This is a genomic window from Chitinophagales bacterium (assembly GCA_019694975.1).
In the GTDB taxonomy this organism is placed as follows: domain Bacteria; phylum Bacteroidota; class Bacteroidia; order Chitinophagales; family UBA10324; genus JACCZZ01.
The window spans coordinates 477,084-497,485 of record JAIBAY010000003.1; the positions used below are offsets into that span (position 1 = coordinate 477,084).

The following is a 20,402-nucleotide window of genomic DNA, read 5'->3' on the forward strand; positions in this document are numbered from 1 at the left end:
TCATGATAAGAAAGTCAAGTTATAAAAAGAAGGCTGAGCTGCCATACAATCCAGATGATGTGAACATCCGCTTACAGCATTTTCGCACTTCTGAATTGATAGATATGATTCATGGCAAACGAATATTTGAAGATACATGGATTGATATCTGGGGTGAAGATGATTTGCAACGTAACAGAGATTTGTGGAGCAATGATCAGAAAAGTCTATTCATTGAATCCTTAATGATTAAACTACCAATACCGTTATTCTATTTTGATGGTGGTCAAAAACCTTGGAGGGTAATAGATGGACTTCAAAGGCTTCATACAATTATGAGTTTTGTGGATGGCGAAAACAAATCAAATTTTAAACTCACAGGATTAGAGTATTTGGTAGCAGAATGTAATGGTAAATTTTTTTATGAAATCCCTGGCTATTTAAGGTCAAGAATTATGGATGCAGAATTGGAAGCATATGTAATTAATCCGGGAACTCCACCTGAAGTCAAGTACAACATTTTTAAACGTATAAACACCGGTGGGTTGAAATTAAAAGGGCAGGAAATAAGAAATGCCTTTTGCAGAGGTATTCCGGCAGAGTTCACCAAAAAACTTGCAAACAGTAAGGAGTTTATTAAGGTTTCCAATGGAAAAGTATCTCCCCGCAGAATGGATGATAGGGAATATGCAACTCGGTTTATTGCGTTTAAAATATTCGGCTACACCGAGTATATGTCGAAGATGGATATTTTTTTAACTGAAGCAATGCTGGATTTATATAACCGTGACACAAACGAAAGAATTGAACTGGAAAACAGTTTTATCACCAGTTGCAATAGGATAAACAATTCTTTAGACCAATTTGCTTTATACCGAGTAAATAAAGATGGTACTATTGGCAGACAACCAAACCGTGCACTCTTTGATACACTGTCATGGAACTTCAGTGAACTTACTGAGTCTGCATACAATAAGATTATTACAAGTAAAAAATCATTCCAAACGGAGTATAAAAAATATATGGTACAAGATGAATTGTTGTTCAAGGCAATTGCCGACACAACAGGTTCTAAGACTGCTGTTAAAAATAGGTTTGAACGAATGAATTATTTCTTAAAAGAATTTATACAATGATAAACTTTATCAATTTAAAGAACTTCAAATGCTTTGTTGATGAGCCTTTTAAAATTGCTCCATTAACACTTTTCACAGGCATCAATGGCATGGGTAAGTCGAGTGTTATTCAGAGCCTTTTATTGTTAAAACAGAGCTATGAAAACACTTATTTACAATCTAAAGCTAAGGTCAGCCTGAATAATTTCAGCTATGTTGATCTTGAAACAGCTGGTGATCTTTGTTATGCAAAGGCTCACCCAAAGTATGTAACCATTAAAATGGAAAATGATAGCGGTAAAAAGTACGAATGGGAAATAAATGCTTCCAAGGTTAAGGAAAGCGATTTGGATGTTAAGTATTCTGGTGATAGTGAATATGAAAAAGAGGCACTTTTTAGCAAAGACTTCATTTATTTATCAGCAGAAAGATTTGGCCCGAGGAGAGATTATTCAAGAAAAAGTAAGAGAGTATTTAACACAAAAATTGGCATACAAGGTGAATTAACACCGGCCTATATATTTGATGCAACAAAAAATGATGAATCCATTGGAATTCCTGCTTTAAAACATCCATCCGCTGCAAATCTTTCCCTATTTGAGAATCTTAATGCTTGGGTCGGTGAAATCTTGGGTCGAGGTATAAGTACAAATGTTTCCGAACAAGATGAAGAAACTTTAAAACTGACTTTTAAGCTAAAAGGGCTTCAGGGAGGAGATTTCTCTGCATTGCAGGTGGGTTTTGGTTTCAGTTTCAGCTTGCCGGTCATTTTAGCACCATTAATTGCAAAACCAGGTGATTTATTAATTATTGAAAATCCGGAGGCACATTTACATCCCTCTGCACAGTCAAAAATTGGAAAGTTATTGGCCCTTGCTGCACAGAATGGAGTTCAGGTAATTGTTGAAACCCATAGCGACCATGTTTTAAATGCAATCAGGGTCATGGTAAAAGGCGACAAAATATTCGCCAAAATTGAGAATAGTAAAGTTGGTGTGCATTTTTTTTATAATGAAAAAGGGGATGACGGTGAAATACAAAGTCATCGGGTTATTGATATTTTATCAAGCGGTAAAATGTCTGGCTGGCCAGCAGGTTTTTTTGATGAATGGGAACGTAGTTTAAAAACCTTAATCAGCAAGTAGATGTACGCTTATCTAAATAATTTATCCATGGATTTGCCGGTTGGTCAAACCAAACCATCTTGGCCACTATTGTCTGAAGTAATTGACATTTCTTCAATATTGAAAGATGATTATTCGATTGAAATTGTAAAAGTGCCTGATGATTTTCAAAGTACTAAAATTGCAAACTCTCATTCAATTGATGAGTTACTGGCCTTTACTGAAGAGGAATTTGATCTTTCAAACAAACAGGTAATTTATGATTTTTTAGCAAATCGAACTTGGTCACAATTGGATGAAGTTGAGGCAGAAATCTTAAAAGAGATTGAGAATAAAAATACTTGGGTGGAAGTGAAGTACTCAACATTATATTCTCAATTGTTAACAGGTGCCTATTTATTGCAAATGCCAGCTATTAGTTTTCAAACAACAAATGACTTTCAGGTAGATCAATTGCCTTGTGAATATTCTATTGAATATGCAGATAAGACTAAATCAAAGAAGGTTAGTGTTGTGAATTTATACCAAGTTGGTCAGATAGATAATCATCGTCCATTTTTAGTAAGTATTAAAAGTGACATTGTATTTGGCAAAGGAAAATGGAATCCATATGAGCAACCAATATGGAATGATAAAACAGGAAATGTTATTGCTGAAATGGAGTTTCCTCAAAGTGTAGAGGGTAAAAAAGAAAAGATTTCAGAGTTAAAGGAAGTAGGCGAAAAAATTGCCCTATTAAATTGCTGGCGTTTCGATAATGAAATTACAAAGATCAACAGTAATAGTGGTCAAATTAGAATGGTATATGTTTCGGAATCGAAATTAAAGAATGCCTACTTATCAGTTGATATGAAAAATGCTTACGGCAGATTTGAGCACCATGATGATAAAGGACGACATCTTGGAGAAATTGATTTCGCAACGGGAAAATATATCCCAAGGGGAGATTCAGAAACAGGCAAAGACAATAAGGGATATCACGATTTAAAGTTAAAAAAATAAATATGCAACCTTGGTTTAAAAATGTAAGGCCACACAAAGACATTCAGGATGGACACTTGGATGAATCCATCTTTGCCGCTAACCTGGCAGAAGTAGCAGCCGGCACTGGTAGAGAAATTTATACAAGTCCTGAAATGTTCTTTCAGAAAACCTACTTCACCGCAGGTTTAAAAAACATTGCCAAAAGAGTAGTACAAGGGCTAAATGGCGGGCAGGATGCTGATAACCGTGTTATCAGCTTACAAACCGGATTCGGTGGCGGTAAAACACATACGCTTATTTCCCTTTACCATTTGGCTAAGTGGGGTAAAAAAGCAATCAAAAGCGAACACACGAAGGAACTGTTGGAAACAACAGGTGAACCAAAATTTGAATCAGCACATATCGCTGTATTCACCAACACCACCAACGATCCGGCACAAGGTAGAAAAGTAGATGGTTTCACCATCCGTACCCTTTGGGGCGAACTGGCTTACCAGTTAGGCGGTGCAGCAGCTTATGAAATAATCAGGGTAAATGATGAGAAGCAAATTGCACCCAAAGGCTTATTCAAGAATGTATTGGAGCAGTGCAAACCTTGCTTAATACTGATAGACGAGTTAGCAGATTACTGCGTAAGTGCATCTGCTGTGAAAGTTGAAGCAAGTAACCTGAGTGACCAAACGGTTAGCTTTATGCAGGAGCTTACCGAAGCAGTTACAGGCACAGATAATTGTGTACTGATAGCTACGCTACCAGCCAGTGCCCAGGAGTTAGCAGCTTCGCCTATTTCATCACAAATTCTAACTGCATTAGAAAATAGAATTACAAGGGTTGGTGCTAATATGAAACCGGTGGAGGATGATGAAATATTTGAAGTTGTTCGCAGAAGGTTGTTTGAAGATTTGGGCAGTGAAGATGAAATAGAAAAAATCATTTCTTCCTACTCCGTTTTATACCAATCCTTGCTATCTGAAATTCCTTCCTATGCACTTAAATCGGAGTACCGGGATAAACTAAAAAAATCATATCCCTTCCACCCCGAGTTAATTGATATGTTCCGCCTACGTTGGGCAAGCAATCCATTCTTTCAAAGAACAAGAGGCGTTTTAAGAATATTGGCAGCCATCGTATCCGACCTTTGGAAAAGACAAACATCATTAACCGGAAGCCAGTATTTAATTCACACCTCCGATGTAATGCTTTCAAACGTTGAAGCATTAACCAGCCAGATTACAATTTTAAATGGAGCAAGTTGGGATTCAGTTATCGGTGCAGATGTCTCCGGCACTTCATCTAATGCTTTCCGTATTGACAATGATGTAAAGGCACTTGGAAAATACAATCTTACACAAGGCATTGCAGCTACAGTCCTATTAGGCACTTTCGGCAGTAAAGGACAAAACAAAGGAGTTGGCATTGATGAAATAAAACTCTGCATGGTGAAGCCTGACGGTTTCAACCATAACGACATTAACGGTGCAATGGACAGAATGGAAGGCAATGCACATTACCTCTATTACAGCAGCACCGGAATAAAAAGATATTGGTTTGATACTACACCAAACGTAAACATTCTCATTAACCAGGCTAAAGGCGACATTAAAAACCCCGACATCACTGCCGAAATACTGAGAAGAGTAATTGAAAAATCAAGAGGCATTCAGTTGTTTAATACATTGGTTAACCCATCGGAGGATATACCTGAGCAAATGAAACCCACATTGGTTATTCTAAGCCCACAGTATTTAGCCAATCCAACCGAGGTAAATGGCAAGACCAAACCCATCATTGAAAAGCTGGCCACTAAAAAGGGAAACAGCGAAAGAATTTACCGCAACACCATGTTGTTTTTGCTTTGTTCAGAAATGGGTATTGGCAAATTGCAAGATGATATAAAAAACTATTTGGCTTGTCATAAAATCAATTCAGAATATAGTTCACAACTGAACAACGAACAGAAAATCGACATTAGAAGAAGAATTGAAGAAGCAAGCAAGCAATCCGATATTTCGTTAGTTTCTGCTTATTCATTGGTAGCAAAATATTCTGTAAAAAGCGGTATCGAAACTTTGGTTATAAAACAATTTAAAGACAGCCTGGAAACACAGATAAACAACAATGTAATAGCAGCACTTAAAGAAGAAGAATGGTTGTTGGAATCAGTTGGACTAAGCACCCTAAAGAACAACAATCTTTTGCCAACACTGGAGCAAGCCATTAAAGCCAAAGATGTTTTTGAAGCATTCCTTCGCTTTGATGATAAACCAATGATAACCGGTCCCGAAGCTGTTTCAAAAAGCATTCAGAAATATTGCACCAATGGTGAGTATTGCATAGCCACAGGCGATGGAAGCACTTACACAAGGTTTTTCTTTCAGGAATCAGTTCCGTTTTTCGATGTTAATGATATTACTTATTGGTTAGTAGATAAGAGTTTAAAACCACAGCCACAGCAACCCACAGCACCTGTAATAAACGATAAAGGCGAAGTGGTTACACCACTTCCGCAGGTAAACGAAGATCCTGTTACACCAACCAAAGATGGTACAGACGAAACAGGCACTTCAAGAAAGTTTAAATCAATCACTGTTTCAGGTAATGTGCCTTTGGAACGCTACACCGAATTATTCAACTACTTCATTACACCATTCGCAATGAGTGGTAATAAAATCGAAATAGAAGTAAACTTCAAAATCAAATCCAATACAGGCAGCCCCATTGATGAGAGCAAACAGCAATACAAATCAGCAAAGGAGGCAGCAAAACAGTTAGGGTTAAAATTTGACGAAGAAATATAAAAAAATATGTAGATGCAGCAAGAAATTCAACTAAATATCATCCCTTTTGCAGCTCCCGTTGAGGAAGCTGAATTTGCTTTTTACACGGCAAAGCAGGATGGCTATTGCCCTATACACAAAGACGATTTAAACGGGCAATTGAAGGATTGGTTGATGAAAGCGAACTGCATTATGGAAACTGGCTTTATACAGACTTTGCACCTGCAAAAGAAAACGCCATTATCATTTCGGTAAACCTCAATGAATGTAAATACTTTGCCCAGCACTATTACAGGCATTTAATCCGAACTCACTTCAAAGGAGTTGCGGACATCATGCGGAAGAACTTCACCAATGAAATTGAAGTTTGGTTTCACAATACAAAAGCAAGCAGTACAAAATTCAAAGTGTACAATCAGTTTACACTAAAAGTACAGCACAACAGAGTTACCGAAGGTCCCGAATTGGTTGTTTCATTTGATGGCACTACCAAAGTGCTGAATAAAAGCATAGCCGAAATTCACAACTTTAAAACGGAGCTATACAACTGGATAAACTGCAACGGTGAATTGAACCGATGGAAATACCTTACCGATGAACAGAAGCTCAACCATGAAAAAAACTATCCGGTAGTGAGCAACACATTAAAGCCTCACTTCGATATTGCTTTTGATGTGCCGGATTTCAAAAACCGTTATCCCAAGTATTTCACCCTACTTAATGACTTTTATAATAATTACCTGAATACAGATGCTTTCACAGCAATCCTGCCGCTTTCAGCGGACGGATTTTTCAAACCTAACGGTTTGTCGGTGCAACGCATCAACGGCACATCCAATGAATTGCAATTTGGCAATGGTGTAGGTGTTGAACCCAAGAGGGATTTAAAACGATTGAAGCCATACAAGCCGGTTCCCAAGCCAAGCAATGTAAAGTTCTTTTTCATTTACCATAAGCCCGACAGGGAACATGCAGTAAAGAATATTTGGCAATATTTCAAAGATGGCTACAACGGCTAGTATCCTTTTCCTAAAATGGAAGATTTCATCAGTCAGCCATTTGAATTGGAAGAGAAGGGCAGCATTTCATTTGATAACATTGATGATGCAGTTTCAGTAGTCCAAAAAGCAATCAAGAATAAAGACCGATTACCCGATACAAAATATTTTGCTGTGTACATCAGCCCTGTTCCAAAGTGGGAGAAAGACCCCAAGAGGAACAGCATTTACCACCGCATCAAAGAAATATTGTTGTACGAAGGCATCCACGCAATGGATACAGGACGGGGGAAAACGCCCGGCCGGAGAAAAGCGAGACACGGTTGCTGAGAAATTATATTTCGTTTACTGAATTAATAAGGTAGATTTGTTAGTATTAAAGCGAACGCTGACAATTTTATTGTAACCCTTTAAATTCATTTTATGAATATCCAACTCATTAAACCTTCCAATATTTACTTTGATTACATCCCTTCAGGGTATTTATCAGGACAGACAATTGAAGAGGTAACATCAGTCAAAACCAACGTTTCGCAGAAATTTACAACTTCATTCAGAGAGCTTTTTAAAATTGGCATGACTAAATCGGTTGGTGTATTGATTGATGGGATCGGAGGAAACGCTTCCTACAATGTCTCATCAGAAACTGAATTCACCACTTCTTTCGAAAGTAGTTTTCAAAGCTCTACCGAACATACATTAAAAGTCGGTTACAAAGTTCCCGACAATGTGAGTTTTGGGACGATCGTAGGAATCGTTAGATTCATATTTGGGGGAATTACATTCGATGTCACAAAATCCTATCATCTTGAATTTTTTGGTGGTAGAAACCTTCTTGAAATTGAAGGCCAGCTTGTAACACCTAATTTGCATAATATGCTTCGCGCGAATAATACCAATAATTACCAATATACTGTAATCGATAACGAAAAAAACTTTATTAAGCCTGTATTGGCATTGCCATTTAAAGGTAAAACTTGTTATATGGAGTCTTTTTTAGGTTTTTGTAATAATCCAAGTCACGTGGTGGACGACAAGTATGTTATAGTTTTAGACGGAACCCAATTTATTGTTTGTCATCATAATAATTGGAAATGGTTTGGAGGACCAGGATGCAATTGCACCCATAAAGATAATTCGAATGTAATTCTCGTGAATGCTACGGATTTAGATCCGGCTTATGCTCTTTTAAGTTTAAGTAAAGGGACGACATAATTGCAGCAATGAATCACTGTTTTTTTGAAAATAAAACGGACAGCCATCCGGCTTAAAATAAAACCAGCCACATTGCAGCGGCTGGTTTTAATAAATCAAATGGTAACAGAAATTTATCTCACTCTTTCACCAGCCTTCTTGTTTGTATCAGATCACCTGAAACAATCCTGATCACATATAAACCCGGAACAAGATTCGAAACATCAAACTGTTGAAGTTGTTTACTTACCGTTTGTTCCATCACGATTACTCCAACGGAATTGGAGATGCTGAGCATCCCTGTTTCAAAAGGTACTGCTACTGTTATGAAATCTGCAGCCGGGTTCGGATACACGGCAAATTCCGCTAATGCTTTAGTGGTACCTGTTCTGCAGGATGAAGTAACAACCGTCTCTTTTGAAGTCTTCGAACATCCCTTTTTATTAGTGACTACGACTTTGTAATTCCCCGTTACTGTTGCAGTGTATAATTGATTGGTGGCGCCGCTAATATTGGCACTGTTCTTTTTCCACTGATACTGGAAGTTGCTGCCTGCATTTGCCTGGAGATCTACTGAACCAATATTACAGATATCAAGGTTTCCCTGCGGCGTGATGCTGGCCGCAGGTTTGGAAAGCCGATCTATGTATACAACCGGCGAAATGCTGCTGCAGTTGTCGCCAAGGGAAACCACCACATCAAAACCTGCTTCCTCTTTTGAATTGGTATAGGTTTTTGAGGTTGCGCCGGAAACAGCATTCCCATCCTTTCTCCATTGATAGGTTATACCGACTCCGGTATCTTCGCAGGTAAGGATCACATCGGTTCCCTTGCATGCCGTCACCGTACCGGTTGGATTTGTAGAAGCCACCAGTGAACAGGATGCAACGGCCATGGGTTGCTGCTGCGTAACGCAATGTACCATGCCGCCAACGGAAAACATATTCCTGCAATCAATACCTACTACTTCTTTTGCAGGATACAATCCCTGGATAATTGCAATTGCATCATCATCATTGTCATCCGCATAAGTAGGTACCAGCACCACCGTGTTTCCTTCATAGTAATTTACATAAGATCCTTTTGATCCGGTTGAAACTCCGTCCGTTGTTTTCACCACTTTTTTTGTCAACGGCAGGTACACGTAGTTGTATTGATTGCCATTAGCATTTGTCATGTTGTATAAAATATTTCTGTCGGCTGAGCTTACAAACCAATAGGCAAGATCAGTCGAATTCATGGTAACAATTGTCGAGGTATCCAGAAATTTCGCGAAGCCATCAATGTGCGAGTCGGTAACATCAAAGCTCCCGCCATACTTTCCTTCCAGCCAGACAATATTCGACACACCGAGGTAAGTGGTAAGGTAATCTTCCACCTGTGACAGTGTGAGGCCATCGTTTCTATGATCGCCGGTGATAGAACTTTTAGTGGCAAGCAAAGTTCCGTTGCCATCCACTTCAATGGCACCACCTTCCAGCACCATTGCACTTAAATCCAGCACTGTTTTGTCAATATCTGCTCCGATCAGAGAGGGTATCTGATCATCGAGCAAATAAGGCCAGTCATTTCCCCAGCCATCAAACTTCCAATCGCCAATAACCAGGTTTCCCTGTTCATCCTTAACGAAGATGGGGCCGTTATCCCTGATCCAATAATCATCGGTGGGGTGAATGAAAAAGTCAATTTTATCAAGCGCTATTCCTGAAGCAGTGAGTAACTCCACCGTGTGATCCACCTCTGCCTGGCTATAAGAAACAATATGCACGTTTTCAGATTTCACCAATTCCCTGGTCATTTCAACCCAGGCAGACTCAAAAAATGCCCTGTTTCCGGGCCCATAAGTAGAATCATGCGGCCATGCCAGCCAGGTTCCCTCATGCTCGTCCCAATCCGCTCCTCTCGTGTATTGCTGTGCAGATAATAAGCTACTCATAAAAATCAGTATGCCTGCAATCAGCAGGACCTTTGGTAAATATTTCATGACATTCATGCGTTGTGGTTTTTATGTTAATGAAACAAAAGAATGCTTTCTTGATGGCTGTAAAAACATTTTTCACCCAAGTTTCCTATATCCGGTATGACTGAAAGGTTATCGGGCATGAAATGAATGTCAGATTTTATCTTCTGTTCGTTCCCTGAAAATAGGCCCCGGAGGAAAATTACATAGCATTGAAGTAAAAGATGAGTTCAGGTGAAATATAAAACATAACTATGCACTTCCATTATTTCCATCAGCAATTTAAATGCAGATTCATTCTGGAAAATTAAAAGTGCTTGAACATGCAGCCTTCTGGCTTTTTATGTGGCTCTTTGTATTCGATTATCATTTTGTTGAAAATAATTGGGGACAGGCCATCCTGGCTACCGGCATGGAAGTATTTACTTATGCTGTAATCGTTTATTTGAACCTGCTGCTGCTGATTCCGCTATTATTAAAACGAAAACATGCATTGCTTTACATTGCTTCCATCGTTTCCACTGTGGCAGTGTATGTTTTGCTCCTGCGCATAAGTGGTTTAGAAAAATATTTCTATGACTTTGAGGGGTGGAGAAATGTTTTTTCGATGGTGATCAATACTTCCCTTTTTCTACTTATCTCGTTCCTCTATTGGTATTTTAAACAATGGCGATTGGAACATGAACAGCAACTGGCCTGGAAAAACGAGAAACTGGAAGCCGAACTGAATTTCCTCCGGTCGCAGATCAGCCCGCATTTTATTTTCAATACGTTGAACAATATCTATACGCTCGCTCTCCGGAAAGATGACAGCACAGCGCCCATGGTTGCCAAACTATCCACATTACTGCGCTATGTTTTGTATGAAGGGGGAGAATGGCAGATTTTTCTGAAAAAAGAAACGGAGACACTCAGGCAATATATAGAATTGCAGTTACTCCGGAAGCCCATCTCCAACAACGTGGATTTTTATACCGAAGGAAATCCGGCAGAATGGAAAATAGCGCCGATGCTGCTGATTAATTTTGTGGAAAATGCCTTCAAGCACAGCAGGATCGACCACGATGAAGACAGCTGGATCAAAATCCATAGCAATATCAACAGCGAGGGGAAACTTTCTTTTTCCTCTGAAAATAGCGCTGCTGATACTACCGTAACTGATGATCAGGGGGGAATCGGTTTACAAAACGTTCGAAGGCAACTCGAACTATTCTATCCAAGATGCCATACATTAACTGTAAAGCATGAAAATGGAATTTTTAGTGTGCAACTAAATTTACAATTAAGAAAGAATGGAAAAATATAGATGTGTTGTGGCAGATGACGAAACCCTGGCCAGGGAATTGATCACTGCGCACATTGAGAAAATTCCGAACCTTGAAATAGTCACTACCTGCACCAATGCAATCGATACCAAAATTGCACTTGAAAAATACCAGCCTGATATTCTTTTTCTGGATATCCAGATGCCCAACCTCACCGGACTCGAACTCATACGAATGCTGAAAAGAAGGCCGGCGATTGTTCTTACCACTGCCTATTCCGAACATGCCATTGAAAGTTATGAACTTGAAGTAGCTGACTACCTTCTCAAACCGATTGAGTTTGATCGTTTTTTCCAGGCAGTATCGAAAGCGGCGGAGCAGCTTGATCGCGGCGCAGTTCACTTGCCGCCTGAATCAACGAACTTTACTGAAGAACAAGGCAACTATTTTTTTGTGAAGTCGGATCATAAAATAGTCAGGGTAGATTATGCAGAAACGCTTTTTATAGAAGCCTTGCAAAAGTATGTTTGCATTTATACTGAATCAGGCCGTATCATCACGCTTGTATCTATGAGCCAACTGGAATCGTCACTTCCCGTCAGGCACTTTACGCGCATCCACAGATCATATATCGTGAACCTGAATAAAATTGACAGCATTGAAGGCAATATGGTTCATATTGGTAAACACCATTTGCCGCTAAGCAAAGGACAGCGGGACTCATTTTTAGAAATAGTGAAAAAGAAAGGGTTAGGCTGGTAAACTACCTGATGCTGTAGTCTTTGAAAAAATGAGATGCTCATAACCGACAACCGGAAACTGATTACCTGTTACGATGTGGCAAACGCTTTTCGTGTTTTCCACAATGCTCAAAAGAAAACCACTTCCTGTCAGATTCAGTGGTGGCGATTACAAGTGACGCAAAAACCGTGTTAGCGGGTCGGTTTTATTCTTCCTTCACAAATTTTACTTCACTTTTGGACTTAGTTTCACCTTCAAGTATTTCTGCAATGAATTCATTAATCAATTCTAAGTGTTTACTATAAAGTAACAACCTGTCTTGAAGAATTTCCATATCCGGCTGATTCACGCTGTTATCAATTAGCATCCGTAGATAAAAAGAGGATACATAGGCATTATGCTCAAACTCATTTTTCGTAGAGCAAAAAACAACGCTAGAGGCATTGATGTTTTCGAAAAATGCAAAAGGTTCTGCTTGCCCGGTAGCAGCACAAAATAAGATTGGAAAAGGATAACGCGCCTTTTCGGTAATCACTTTTTGGAATACCTCCGGCCACATTTCTTTAATTTTATCCTGGTCCGTTTTAAATTCAATGGTTGTTTCTAATGAAATAAGTGCTTTAATAGTCGTGTCATTGTCAAATGTTCGTAACCCCATTTGTGCACCCCAGCTATGCCCGATGAAAAAAACCGATTTAGCGTTGGTCAGCGTTCTGGCAAATTTCAGAACAGATTTAAGACTTTGCTCCTCTTCATCTTCAATTATCTTGTCGAAAGGTTTAAGTCCAAATATTGTATTCTCAAAAGGCAAATGAAAGCTGGCTGAAACAAAAATGAATCCGTGCGAAGCAAAATATTCAGCCATCACAAAGTTCTCAAAAGGGAAACTTTGTGCGCCGTGATGGTATAAAATAACAGGAAAACGGGAGGCATTAAAAGCATTGTGCATAATACTTTTAGTCCTTGTTTCTCCGATCAAATTGAGTATATCGGCATAACTGAATTTTCCGAAATTGTTTGCCTCGCCAGATGCTACGTTCTGCTCAATAAAATCTCTGGTTACAGCTTCCTTATAGCTTCGCTTTAATTCTTTTTGAATGTTAGATAACCTGTCAGTTTCCGCCCAGTCATAGAAATCTTTAAATCTTACATAATCCGGATTCGATACCCGTTCTTCTAACGGATACCAGATTTGAATGAAGTGTGGTTTCATTCCCACATAATCGAATGCTTCATATTGATATTTTGTATCGAATACAATCGTATCCGTGAACCCAACCTGATAATCGCCGAGTGTAATAAAATCATACAAATTGCTTTGCGCATTAATTGCAAAACTCTGCAGAAATATTATTAAGAAACAGATGATTCCTTTGGTCATTCAGCTCTTTATTAAATTGACCGCCAACGGCTGGCTGGCTGGCGATGGCATGCATTACGAAGCATTAAACTGTCGGCAAGCATCCCGATAACAATCGGAATAACATAGAAGCACAACACTTCAATTACCTGTCTCGATTTTATCGGTACACACATTCCGCCCGCTATCGCTAAGGCCCTGTTTGCGGTTTTTTTTTTTAGTCGTCAAGATCGTACAAAAGTCGATGTTGTCAAACTCAAACACTGATTGATTTTGTACAAGGCAATGATTTACAAAACCTGGTGTACTTATTATTTTGCTGGTAGCTATCATGAAATAACATTTTTTGCCTGTCACGTTTCTTATAAGCTCAAAAACCGCAATCCCCTTTTTCTCATCCACACTCTGAATAACGATTTTCCTTTCATGGTCGGAAATCAAACAAAAAGTCGCAAGGATGGTAAGCGTAAAACTTACCCTTGTATTATTCAGGTGTCCCCGGTTTGTCAAAGGTATTAAGAGTGCTGTTCTTGTCCATGAAAGTTGATGCCTCTTGAAATAGTCGGTTGCATACTTTTAGCGCACATTGTCCGAATACTGAAAGTTGCAGTGGGATATTTTGTCGTAAGCTTTGCTGGCTTTGTTGTGATCAATAAAAACAGCTTGCAGTTCACCGTCAATTGTTTGCTTCAAATGAAAACCGTGTCTTGGTCAACGCTTTGTCCGAAGCAAAGTCCGTGCGTCAGCAGGAGCAATATTATTAAGGTTTTTTTTCAATGTCTGTTGTTGTTTAAGCGATGGTGGCTGAGTATGAGTTAAACTTGCCACTAACGGTTGGCTGTTACAGGAAGCTGGAGATTTCGAAGCGTAAAAATGTCAGCCAGTGCTGAACTTGACATGAAGCACAAAGCATTAATTAATCACTGAACCGTCCATTGCTTGCAAGTGCTGTTATGCGTTCGTGCAATTCCTCATTAAAAGCACAACGGTTAGAAGTCTTTGTCATAAGTTGTTTGATGTTCGTCATTAATCATCCATACATAGCGTTGCATAATTACTTTAAGTTTATCTACTGACGTAAAATCTCTGAGTTAGAGATAACTTGTTCATTGCTGTTAAGCACCTGAACGAAGCAAAGCGCAGCGTTGCCGGATGACTAGTCAGTTTTATGTACATGATTTGATTCCTTCGCGTTGAACTTTTTCTTGCATAAATCCTTCCCGCAAACGCCATAGCATATGCAGGTGATTTGGCATGATCACAAAACCATAGACCCAAAGGCCCGGTTTCAAATTGAAATTGAACCTGCTTACTGATCATAGTTACTGAATTCCCGATTACATTTGTACAAACCCTGCCTTGCTCCAGTAATGAAACATAAGCTGAGCCGAAAAGAATTTCTACGTCTTACATCCGTTGCAGGCGTCCTGTTTGTTCCTTTTGGATCTTCCGCTCGAAGTAGCGATGTACAACCAACTGATCCCGTTTTACAATATATCAGGGGTTCAATCGGGAAAACATTGCGGCCAGCTACCGATGTTGATCCTTTGGGAAAAAGCATCCCGCTTCCGTATGCTTTCAATGTGCCGTGCATCAGTGTTCATTTCCAAAACCTGTTTTACTACGATACTTATTTTCTGAATCGCGGACTGATTGCCCTGGGCGACATACAACAGGCAACAAACAATGTGAACAATGTACTCTTCCTGGTTGACCGTCTTGGATTCGTGCCGAACAGCAACCGGCTTGATATGACCAATCGTTCGCAGCCTCCTTACCTGTGCATGATGGTACAAGACATCTATGATAAAACGCGAAATAAGGAATGGCTGAAAACCGCTTACCCGCTCATCAGTAAAGAATATGATTTCTGGATTACAAGAAGAAGCACGACTTACGGATTATCCCGGCATCATCATGATGCCACACCGGAATACCTGGCGGATTTTTATGAGCATCTGAAAAAAGTCCGTTTGCCATTGAATGCCACCACTGCTGAAGAAAAAATTTCCATAGCAGGCCACCGCCTGGCTGAAGCGGAGGCAGGTTATGATTTTACACCAAGATTTGAGGGACGCTGTGCTGATTTTATCCCGGTGGATCTTAACAGTAATCTTTTCCTGTACGAAGTAACGATGTCCGGTTTTGCCGGCATACTGGAAAACGGGGAAAGCGCATTATGGGCCGACCGCGCTGCTGCAAGAAAGAAACGGATCGATGCGCTTTTATGGAATGAAGCCCGTGGCCTGTATCTGGATTACGATATGAAAAATAAACGGCCTTCAGCTGTCACTTCTTTTGCAACGTTTCAACCGTTATGGGCCGGATGCGCATCCATGGATCAGGCGAAGCGCGTGCAGGAACATTTAATACAATATGAATTCGGATATGGCGTGGTGCCCTGCGAACCGGCGACGCATGATTTCATCTATCAGTGGGATTATCCGAATAGCTGGCCGCCGCATGCATTGATCCTGGCCGAAGCACTTTCAAAATATAACTTTGAAAAAGATGCCAGGCGCATCCGTTCGAAATATGTGCATACGGTGAATACCGTCTATAATTCAACCGGCACACTGTGGGAAAAGTATAATGCCGTGGAAGGAAATGTGAATGTGAAGGAAGAATATAAAACGCCGCCGATGATCGGATGGACGGCGGGAATTTATGCGTACATGAGGATTCTGAATGGAACACCGTTAAAACGCAGCGAAAAGGAGAAATAAATATGCCTCGACCAACATTATTACAACCGTCCGCCTAAGTTGATAAATGTGCACTGAGCGCTGTTGCGACAGGGAGGTTCATTCATGCGCCTTAGTCGTGATCAGGAGCAACACCCGACAAAAAGGAAATAACAAAAGAAAAAGCAAGTGCAGATGAACTTTTGCAGCATAGCGATGTCAAATATTATTTATGATTAAAACAGCATCTTTAACCGGTGCAACCAGTAGTGAAAGCTTCCTGCCATAAAACAAGACGCCGATGAACCATTTAGAAAATGAAAATGCAATATTCCCAAAAGGTACGCCTGCTCCGGCAGCATATTTCACCGGCGCTGCATGGCTGAATATATTAGTTCCTAAAGATGAAACAGGAAGCTATACAATCGGCAATGTGGTGTTTGAAGCCGGCAGCAGGAACTACTGGCATACGCATCCTGCCGGTCAAATTTTATTGATCTTTGATGGTGAAGGCTATTACCAGGAAAGAGGAAAACCTGCACGGCCAATCAGGAAAGGTGATGTTGTTGTTATTCCATCGGATGTTGAACACTGGCATGGAGCAACTAACAAAAGCAGCTTAACGCATCTTGCAATCACCAATAATTCAAAAGAAGGCGGAGTAAATTGGTTAACTGCTGTAACTGATGAAGAATATAATAGTGCTCATATGGATGCTCCGATACAGTAACGCCCTCTCAGGCTCAGTATTAAAAATCCGGAACCTGATTCATGTTACCGGCAACCATGCGCTCAGAACAACAGCGCTGCATTTGCAGCAACCTCATTCTCACATACGCATCGGCTGCAAAATGCTCACACGGTTTCCTTCAGAATCAAGGAACACTACCCAATGACCGATACCCGGAATTTCCATGGGTTCGCCTTCAATCTTTCCGCCTGCATCCGTAATATCCTTCATAGCAGCGTTGATATCTTCCACAGCAATCACAACCGAAGTACCGGAGCCGGGAGCATCACTTTTTTTGAAGAAACCGCCATTGATGGTACCAGGCGTTTTTACCATTCCATTTTCATCCGTTTCAGCAGTTCCTGCTAAAATATAATCTCCCATTTCAGGGCCTGCTGATTGCATATTCCAGCCGAAAGCCTGTGAATAAAACTTCTGCAGGCGCTCATTGTCTTCATAAGGCATTTCAAAGTGTACTACCGGATTTGTTTTCATGTTACTAACTTTTGTTTGAGTGAAATGTGATCAAAAATTCAGTTTTCTTTTCTACCGTCAAATGAATTAGTGTTAAAACGGGACTGAAAAAGTAAATTACAGTAGTATGACGGCAACACCTTTTCAAGTGACGATGAGTGTATGCGCTGAACCGCTTACGAATTTTTCCAATTATCGGTCAAAGCCGGCTCTTCTCAACCATTTGCTTCTTACTGCAGTGCTTGCCAGTCTATCATTAAAAAATGTGGCTTCACCATTACTGGCTTTTTCTCATGCACGCGTGTTGATCGTCAGCAGCATGCGTGCTAAACTAAATTTCCACTTAATCAGTTTTGATATGGAATCCTGAAGACACCATCAGTCACGAGCCAGCTATCGTTTGCATCCTGCGTATTCACCACGGTTCCGTTAAAGTAGCCCTCGATCATCATGTTTACATCATCAATATCTGTGATCTCGATTACACCGGATCCGGGAGAAAATGAACTCGAGTATACCTCATTGCCTTCGCTGATGCTGAAGGAAAAAGGCCCAAAGTCAAGCGGATAAAGACCTTCCTGACTGGCAGAAACGAAAATGTCGACTTCAGTACCCTGCGGGTCATCAGCAAAATTCAAATGTGTTAGCGGGGCTGCTACATCTATAGTGCCGTTAAAAGTGGAATACTCATGTTGCACACCGTCTACGCTAAGCCGCGCATAGGTTCCCGGCGTGCTGCCATATAAGACCAATGTTCGTGTAATTCCCAATCCTTTCAGATTAATGCTGTCAGCAGGATTCATAATATTGTAGAGCGTGGCATCAAAGCCGAAGGTAATTTCCGGTTTTTTCAAATCAAGAGCAGTGACATCCACATAATCACCGTCGCCCGCAGCCGAAGATTCATAATAGTTACCGGAAGCAGATAAGTAGGTCATCTTATTTGACGGTTTGTTCAGATCATACGTTTGCGCGGCCCCGTTCGAGAGATGGAATTCAAGCAAATCGTTTTTGTCCTTGTTACCCATCGCAACATACGTATTATTGATAATGGTGTCATATGCGGCATAGCTGGTATCGATGGCGATATCAACCAGCGTTCCACCGGAAGTAAGCGTGTAAACCGGCAAGATATCTTCGGGCTCATTTTTATCGGCACAGGAACTCATGTATAAGGAAACTGCGATTGCAAGCAATACCTCATACCTGACTTTGATAGTTGACATCTGTTTTTGCATTTTTATTAATCAAATATATATAATAATAAGAAGTTGAAAAAAAATTTAATTGGCAGAACACCGGCATTGCTCAAAGGATATTTTAAACTTTAACAGCTGCTGATCCTGCTTGCATTGATAAAGATGCAAGCAGGATACGCGCTGCTTCAATCTTAATCAATTCAGTACTGTCAAAATCAAACGGGGAATTCACAAACTTGCGCTGGAAGCTATCTCAAAACAGGTAAACGATGCGGTCATGCCGAATTTATTTCAGCATCTGTCAATGAATGGAAGAGATGCTGATCCCGGTCAATCGGCACAGGATCACTCCAGGTATTTTGAGACAGCTGCTAATAATAAAATCCAATTGGAGATTGTGAACAGGAAAATAATTCTGTTATTTTTCTTTCGGCACGCGACGTGCAACGCCTCTTAGCATGGTCATGGTAACGGTTACAAAAAAATCATCTGCTGCAGCAGCTTTTGAAATAGTAATTTGACGGCATGAAAGCTATCATTAAAATATTCTCCGGCATCTTCCTCGGTGCTATGTTTGGATGGTTCCTTGGCTTTCTCCGTTTGCCTTTTGTAGAAAAGAATTATTCCTTCCTGCTCGGTTTCCTTGCCTGCCTCACACTGCTGTTGCTGGTGTTCTTACTGTTATCGGCACGAAATAAAAATACTTTGCTGCATCGGCTGTTTGCTAAAACATCTGCAGATGTTGCAGGCAAGACAGAAAATCGCAGGTTTGGCATTGCATGGATATTTGTGTCGGCATTAATTGTTGCCGGATGTCTGGTCATCTTCATAATGGTCTATCGTCAGAACATTTCATTGAAAGCTCAGTTGCAGCTGAAGGACAGAAAGTTACACGAACAGTTGGTACTCTTAGAGGCTGAAAAGCAAAGCAATATGATTTCTCTGTTGGGCAATATCCTCGGTGATGCGGAGCAGGAATTAAAGAAAAATGGTTCCATCAGTGATACTGTTATTGCAAGAATCGCGGCACTAAGCTATTCGCTGAAACCTTACAGCTATTTTCAGGGCGACAGTATTTCAGCAAATTTACGGAGCCCGGAAAGAGGTCAACTGTTATTGGCTTTGCTGCTGCTGCACATGGATTCCGCTTCTTTCAGAAAGATCAAACAAAAGACATCTTTTGCCATGGCAGATCTGCAAAGAGCCAACCTGAAAAACGCCGACCTCAGTGGCATTGATTTAAGAGGCGCAGATCTGAAAGATGCAGCTCTTGAACAGGCAAATCTGAATGATGCTGACCTGCGGGATGCGATTCTGTGGGGAGCCAATCTGAACAAGGCATCATTGCTTGAAGCCAATCTGAAACGGTCAGATATGCGTTGGACTACATTGAATGGTGCAGACATGCAATCGGCCAATTTGAACGGCGCGCAATTATCGGACGCTCAGCTGTCAAAAGCTGATGCACGCAAAGCATCTGTACAATTTGCCCGCCTGGAAGGAACCATCATGCTGGAAGCAGATTTAACAGGCGCGAACTTTCTTGGCTCGGCGATGAGTAAGATAAACCTCGATCAGGCCGACTTAACAAAAACTGATTTAAGAATGACTGACCTGACGGAAGCTTCGTTACATGGATCAGCACTGCACATGGCACTGGTTGATTCCAACTGGACAGACAAGCTGCAGCAGTGGCGACTGACGGGATCGAAAGAAATTCAGGCTAACTACGAGGTGATCACTGATTCCCTTGATCAATGGAATCATAAGGTTTACAGGCTTCATAAAATGAAATAAGAAGAATTACAAACTTCGGTT

General features: G+C 40.5%; 18 protein-coding genes. 14 read left to right on the forward strand and 4 right to left on the reverse strand.

Annotated elements, in window-relative coordinates:
- Window positions 1-2: 2 nt before the first annotated feature.
- The 8 genes from K1X61_08275 to K1X61_08310 all read left to right on the forward strand — a co-directional run bounded on the left by K1X61_08275 (window position 3) and on the right by K1X61_08310 (window position 8,192).
- A complete protein-coding gene (locus tag K1X61_08275) occupies window positions 3-1,115 on the forward strand; it encodes a DUF262 domain-containing protein (protein MBX7108624.1) in 1,113 nt (370 codons plus the stop codon).
- Window positions 1,112-2,239, forward strand: a complete 1,128-nt coding sequence (locus K1X61_08280; GenBank protein ID MBX7108625.1) for a DUF3696 domain-containing protein — start codon at window positions 1,112-1,114, stop codon at window positions 2,237-2,239. The genes K1X61_08275 and K1X61_08280 overlap by 4 nt, the downstream gene beginning before the upstream one ends.
- A complete protein-coding gene (locus tag K1X61_08285; GenBank protein MBX7108626.1) occupies window positions 2,240-3,220 on the forward strand; it encodes a hypothetical protein in 981 nt (326 codons plus the stop codon).
- A gap of 2 nt (window positions 3,221-3,222) precedes the next feature.
- Window positions 3,223-6,000 carry a DUF499 domain-containing protein gene (locus K1X61_08290; protein MBX7108627.1) on the forward strand — a complete coding sequence of 926 codons (2,778 nt, stop codon included), beginning with the start codon at window positions 3,223-3,225 and terminating at the stop codon, window positions 5,998-6,000.
- A gap of 12 nt (window positions 6,001-6,012) precedes the next feature.
- Window positions 6,013-6,234 carry a hypothetical protein gene (locus K1X61_08295; protein ID MBX7108628.1) on the forward strand — a complete coding sequence of 74 codons (222 nt, stop codon included), beginning with the start codon at window positions 6,013-6,015 and terminating at the stop codon, window positions 6,232-6,234.
- 80 nt (window positions 6,235-6,314) lie between these two features.
- Window positions 6,315-6,998, forward strand: coding sequence for a hypothetical protein (locus tag K1X61_08300; GenBank protein ID MBX7108629.1), 684 nt, complete (start codon window positions 6,315-6,317; stop codon window positions 6,996-6,998).
- A gap of 15 nt (window positions 6,999-7,013) precedes the next feature.
- A complete protein-coding gene (locus tag K1X61_08305; GenBank protein ID MBX7108630.1) occupies window positions 7,014-7,307 on the forward strand; it encodes a hypothetical protein in 294 nt (97 codons plus the stop codon).
- A 93-nt stretch (window positions 7,308-7,400) separates the two neighbouring features.
- On the forward strand, window positions 7,401-8,192 hold the full coding sequence (locus K1X61_08310) for a hypothetical protein (protein ID MBX7108631.1): 792 nt from the start codon (window positions 7,401-7,403) through the stop codon (window positions 8,190-8,192).
- Between the two features lie 118 nt (window positions 8,193-8,310).
- Here K1X61_08310 and K1X61_08315 read toward each other — a convergent pair whose 3' ends face one another.
- Window positions 8,311-10,164 (reverse strand): agmatine deiminase family protein, encoded by a 1,854-nt coding sequence (locus K1X61_08315; GenBank protein ID MBX7108632.1) that lies wholly within the window; start codon window positions 10,162-10,164, stop codon window positions 8,311-8,313.
- 253 nt (window positions 10,165-10,417) lie between these two features.
- Between K1X61_08315 and K1X61_08320 the strand changes: the two genes are divergently transcribed.
- Window positions 10,418-11,437, forward strand: a complete 1,020-nt coding sequence (locus tag K1X61_08320) for a sensor histidine kinase (GenBank protein MBX7108633.1) — start codon at window positions 10,418-10,420, stop codon at window positions 11,435-11,437.
- Window positions 11,424-12,158, forward strand: a complete 735-nt coding sequence (locus K1X61_08325; protein MBX7108634.1) for a LytTR family DNA-binding domain-containing protein — start codon at window positions 11,424-11,426, stop codon at window positions 12,156-12,158. The genes K1X61_08320 and K1X61_08325 overlap by 14 nt, the downstream gene beginning before the upstream one ends.
- Before the next feature lie 184 nt (window positions 12,159-12,342).
- Here K1X61_08325 and K1X61_08330 read toward each other — a convergent pair whose 3' ends face one another.
- The gene (locus K1X61_08330; protein ID MBX7108635.1) at window positions 12,343-13,518 is read right to left on the reverse strand and encodes an alpha/beta hydrolase; all 1,176 of its coding nucleotides are present in this window, start codon (window positions 13,516-13,518) and stop codon (window positions 12,343-12,345) included.
- 1,349 nt (window positions 13,519-14,867) lie between these two features.
- Between K1X61_08330 and K1X61_08335 the strand changes: the two genes are divergently transcribed.
- Both K1X61_08335 and K1X61_08340 read left to right on the forward strand, forming a co-directional pair.
- The gene (locus tag K1X61_08335) at window positions 14,868-16,223 is read left to right on the forward strand and encodes a hypothetical protein (GenBank protein MBX7108636.1); all 1,356 of its coding nucleotides are present in this window, start codon (window positions 14,868-14,870) and stop codon (window positions 16,221-16,223) included.
- A 259-nt stretch (window positions 16,224-16,482) separates the two neighbouring features.
- Complete coding sequence (locus K1X61_08340) at window positions 16,483-16,911, forward strand: cupin domain-containing protein (GenBank protein ID MBX7108637.1); 429 nt, start codon at window positions 16,483-16,485, stop codon at window positions 16,909-16,911.
- A 99-nt stretch (window positions 16,912-17,010) separates the two neighbouring features.
- On the opposite strand, the gene K1X61_08345 is transcribed toward K1X61_08340, so the two are convergent.
- Window positions 17,011-17,406: a VOC family protein gene (locus tag K1X61_08345; protein MBX7108638.1), complete on the reverse strand. Its 396-nt coding sequence runs from the start codon at window positions 17,404-17,406 to the stop codon at window positions 17,011-17,013.
- Between the two features lie 106 nt (window positions 17,407-17,512).
- Here K1X61_08345 and K1X61_08350 point away from each other — a divergent pair, with 106 nt between their 5' ends.
- A complete protein-coding gene (locus K1X61_08350; protein ID MBX7108639.1) occupies window positions 17,513-17,755 on the forward strand; it encodes a hypothetical protein in 243 nt (80 codons plus the stop codon).
- Here K1X61_08350 and K1X61_08355 read toward each other — a convergent pair.
- Window positions 17,733-18,611, reverse strand: coding sequence for a hypothetical protein (locus K1X61_08355; protein ID MBX7108640.1), 879 nt, complete (start codon window positions 18,609-18,611; stop codon window positions 17,733-17,735). The two genes, K1X61_08350 and K1X61_08355, sit on opposite strands and share 23 nt — an antisense overlap.
- Before the next feature lie 498 nt (window positions 18,612-19,109).
- Here K1X61_08355 and K1X61_08360 point away from each other — a divergent pair, with 498 nt between their 5' ends.
- Window positions 19,110-20,381, forward strand: coding sequence for a pentapeptide repeat-containing protein (locus K1X61_08360; protein MBX7108641.1), 1,272 nt, complete (start codon window positions 19,110-19,112; stop codon window positions 20,379-20,381).
- Window positions 20,382-20,402 lie beyond the last annotated feature (21 nt).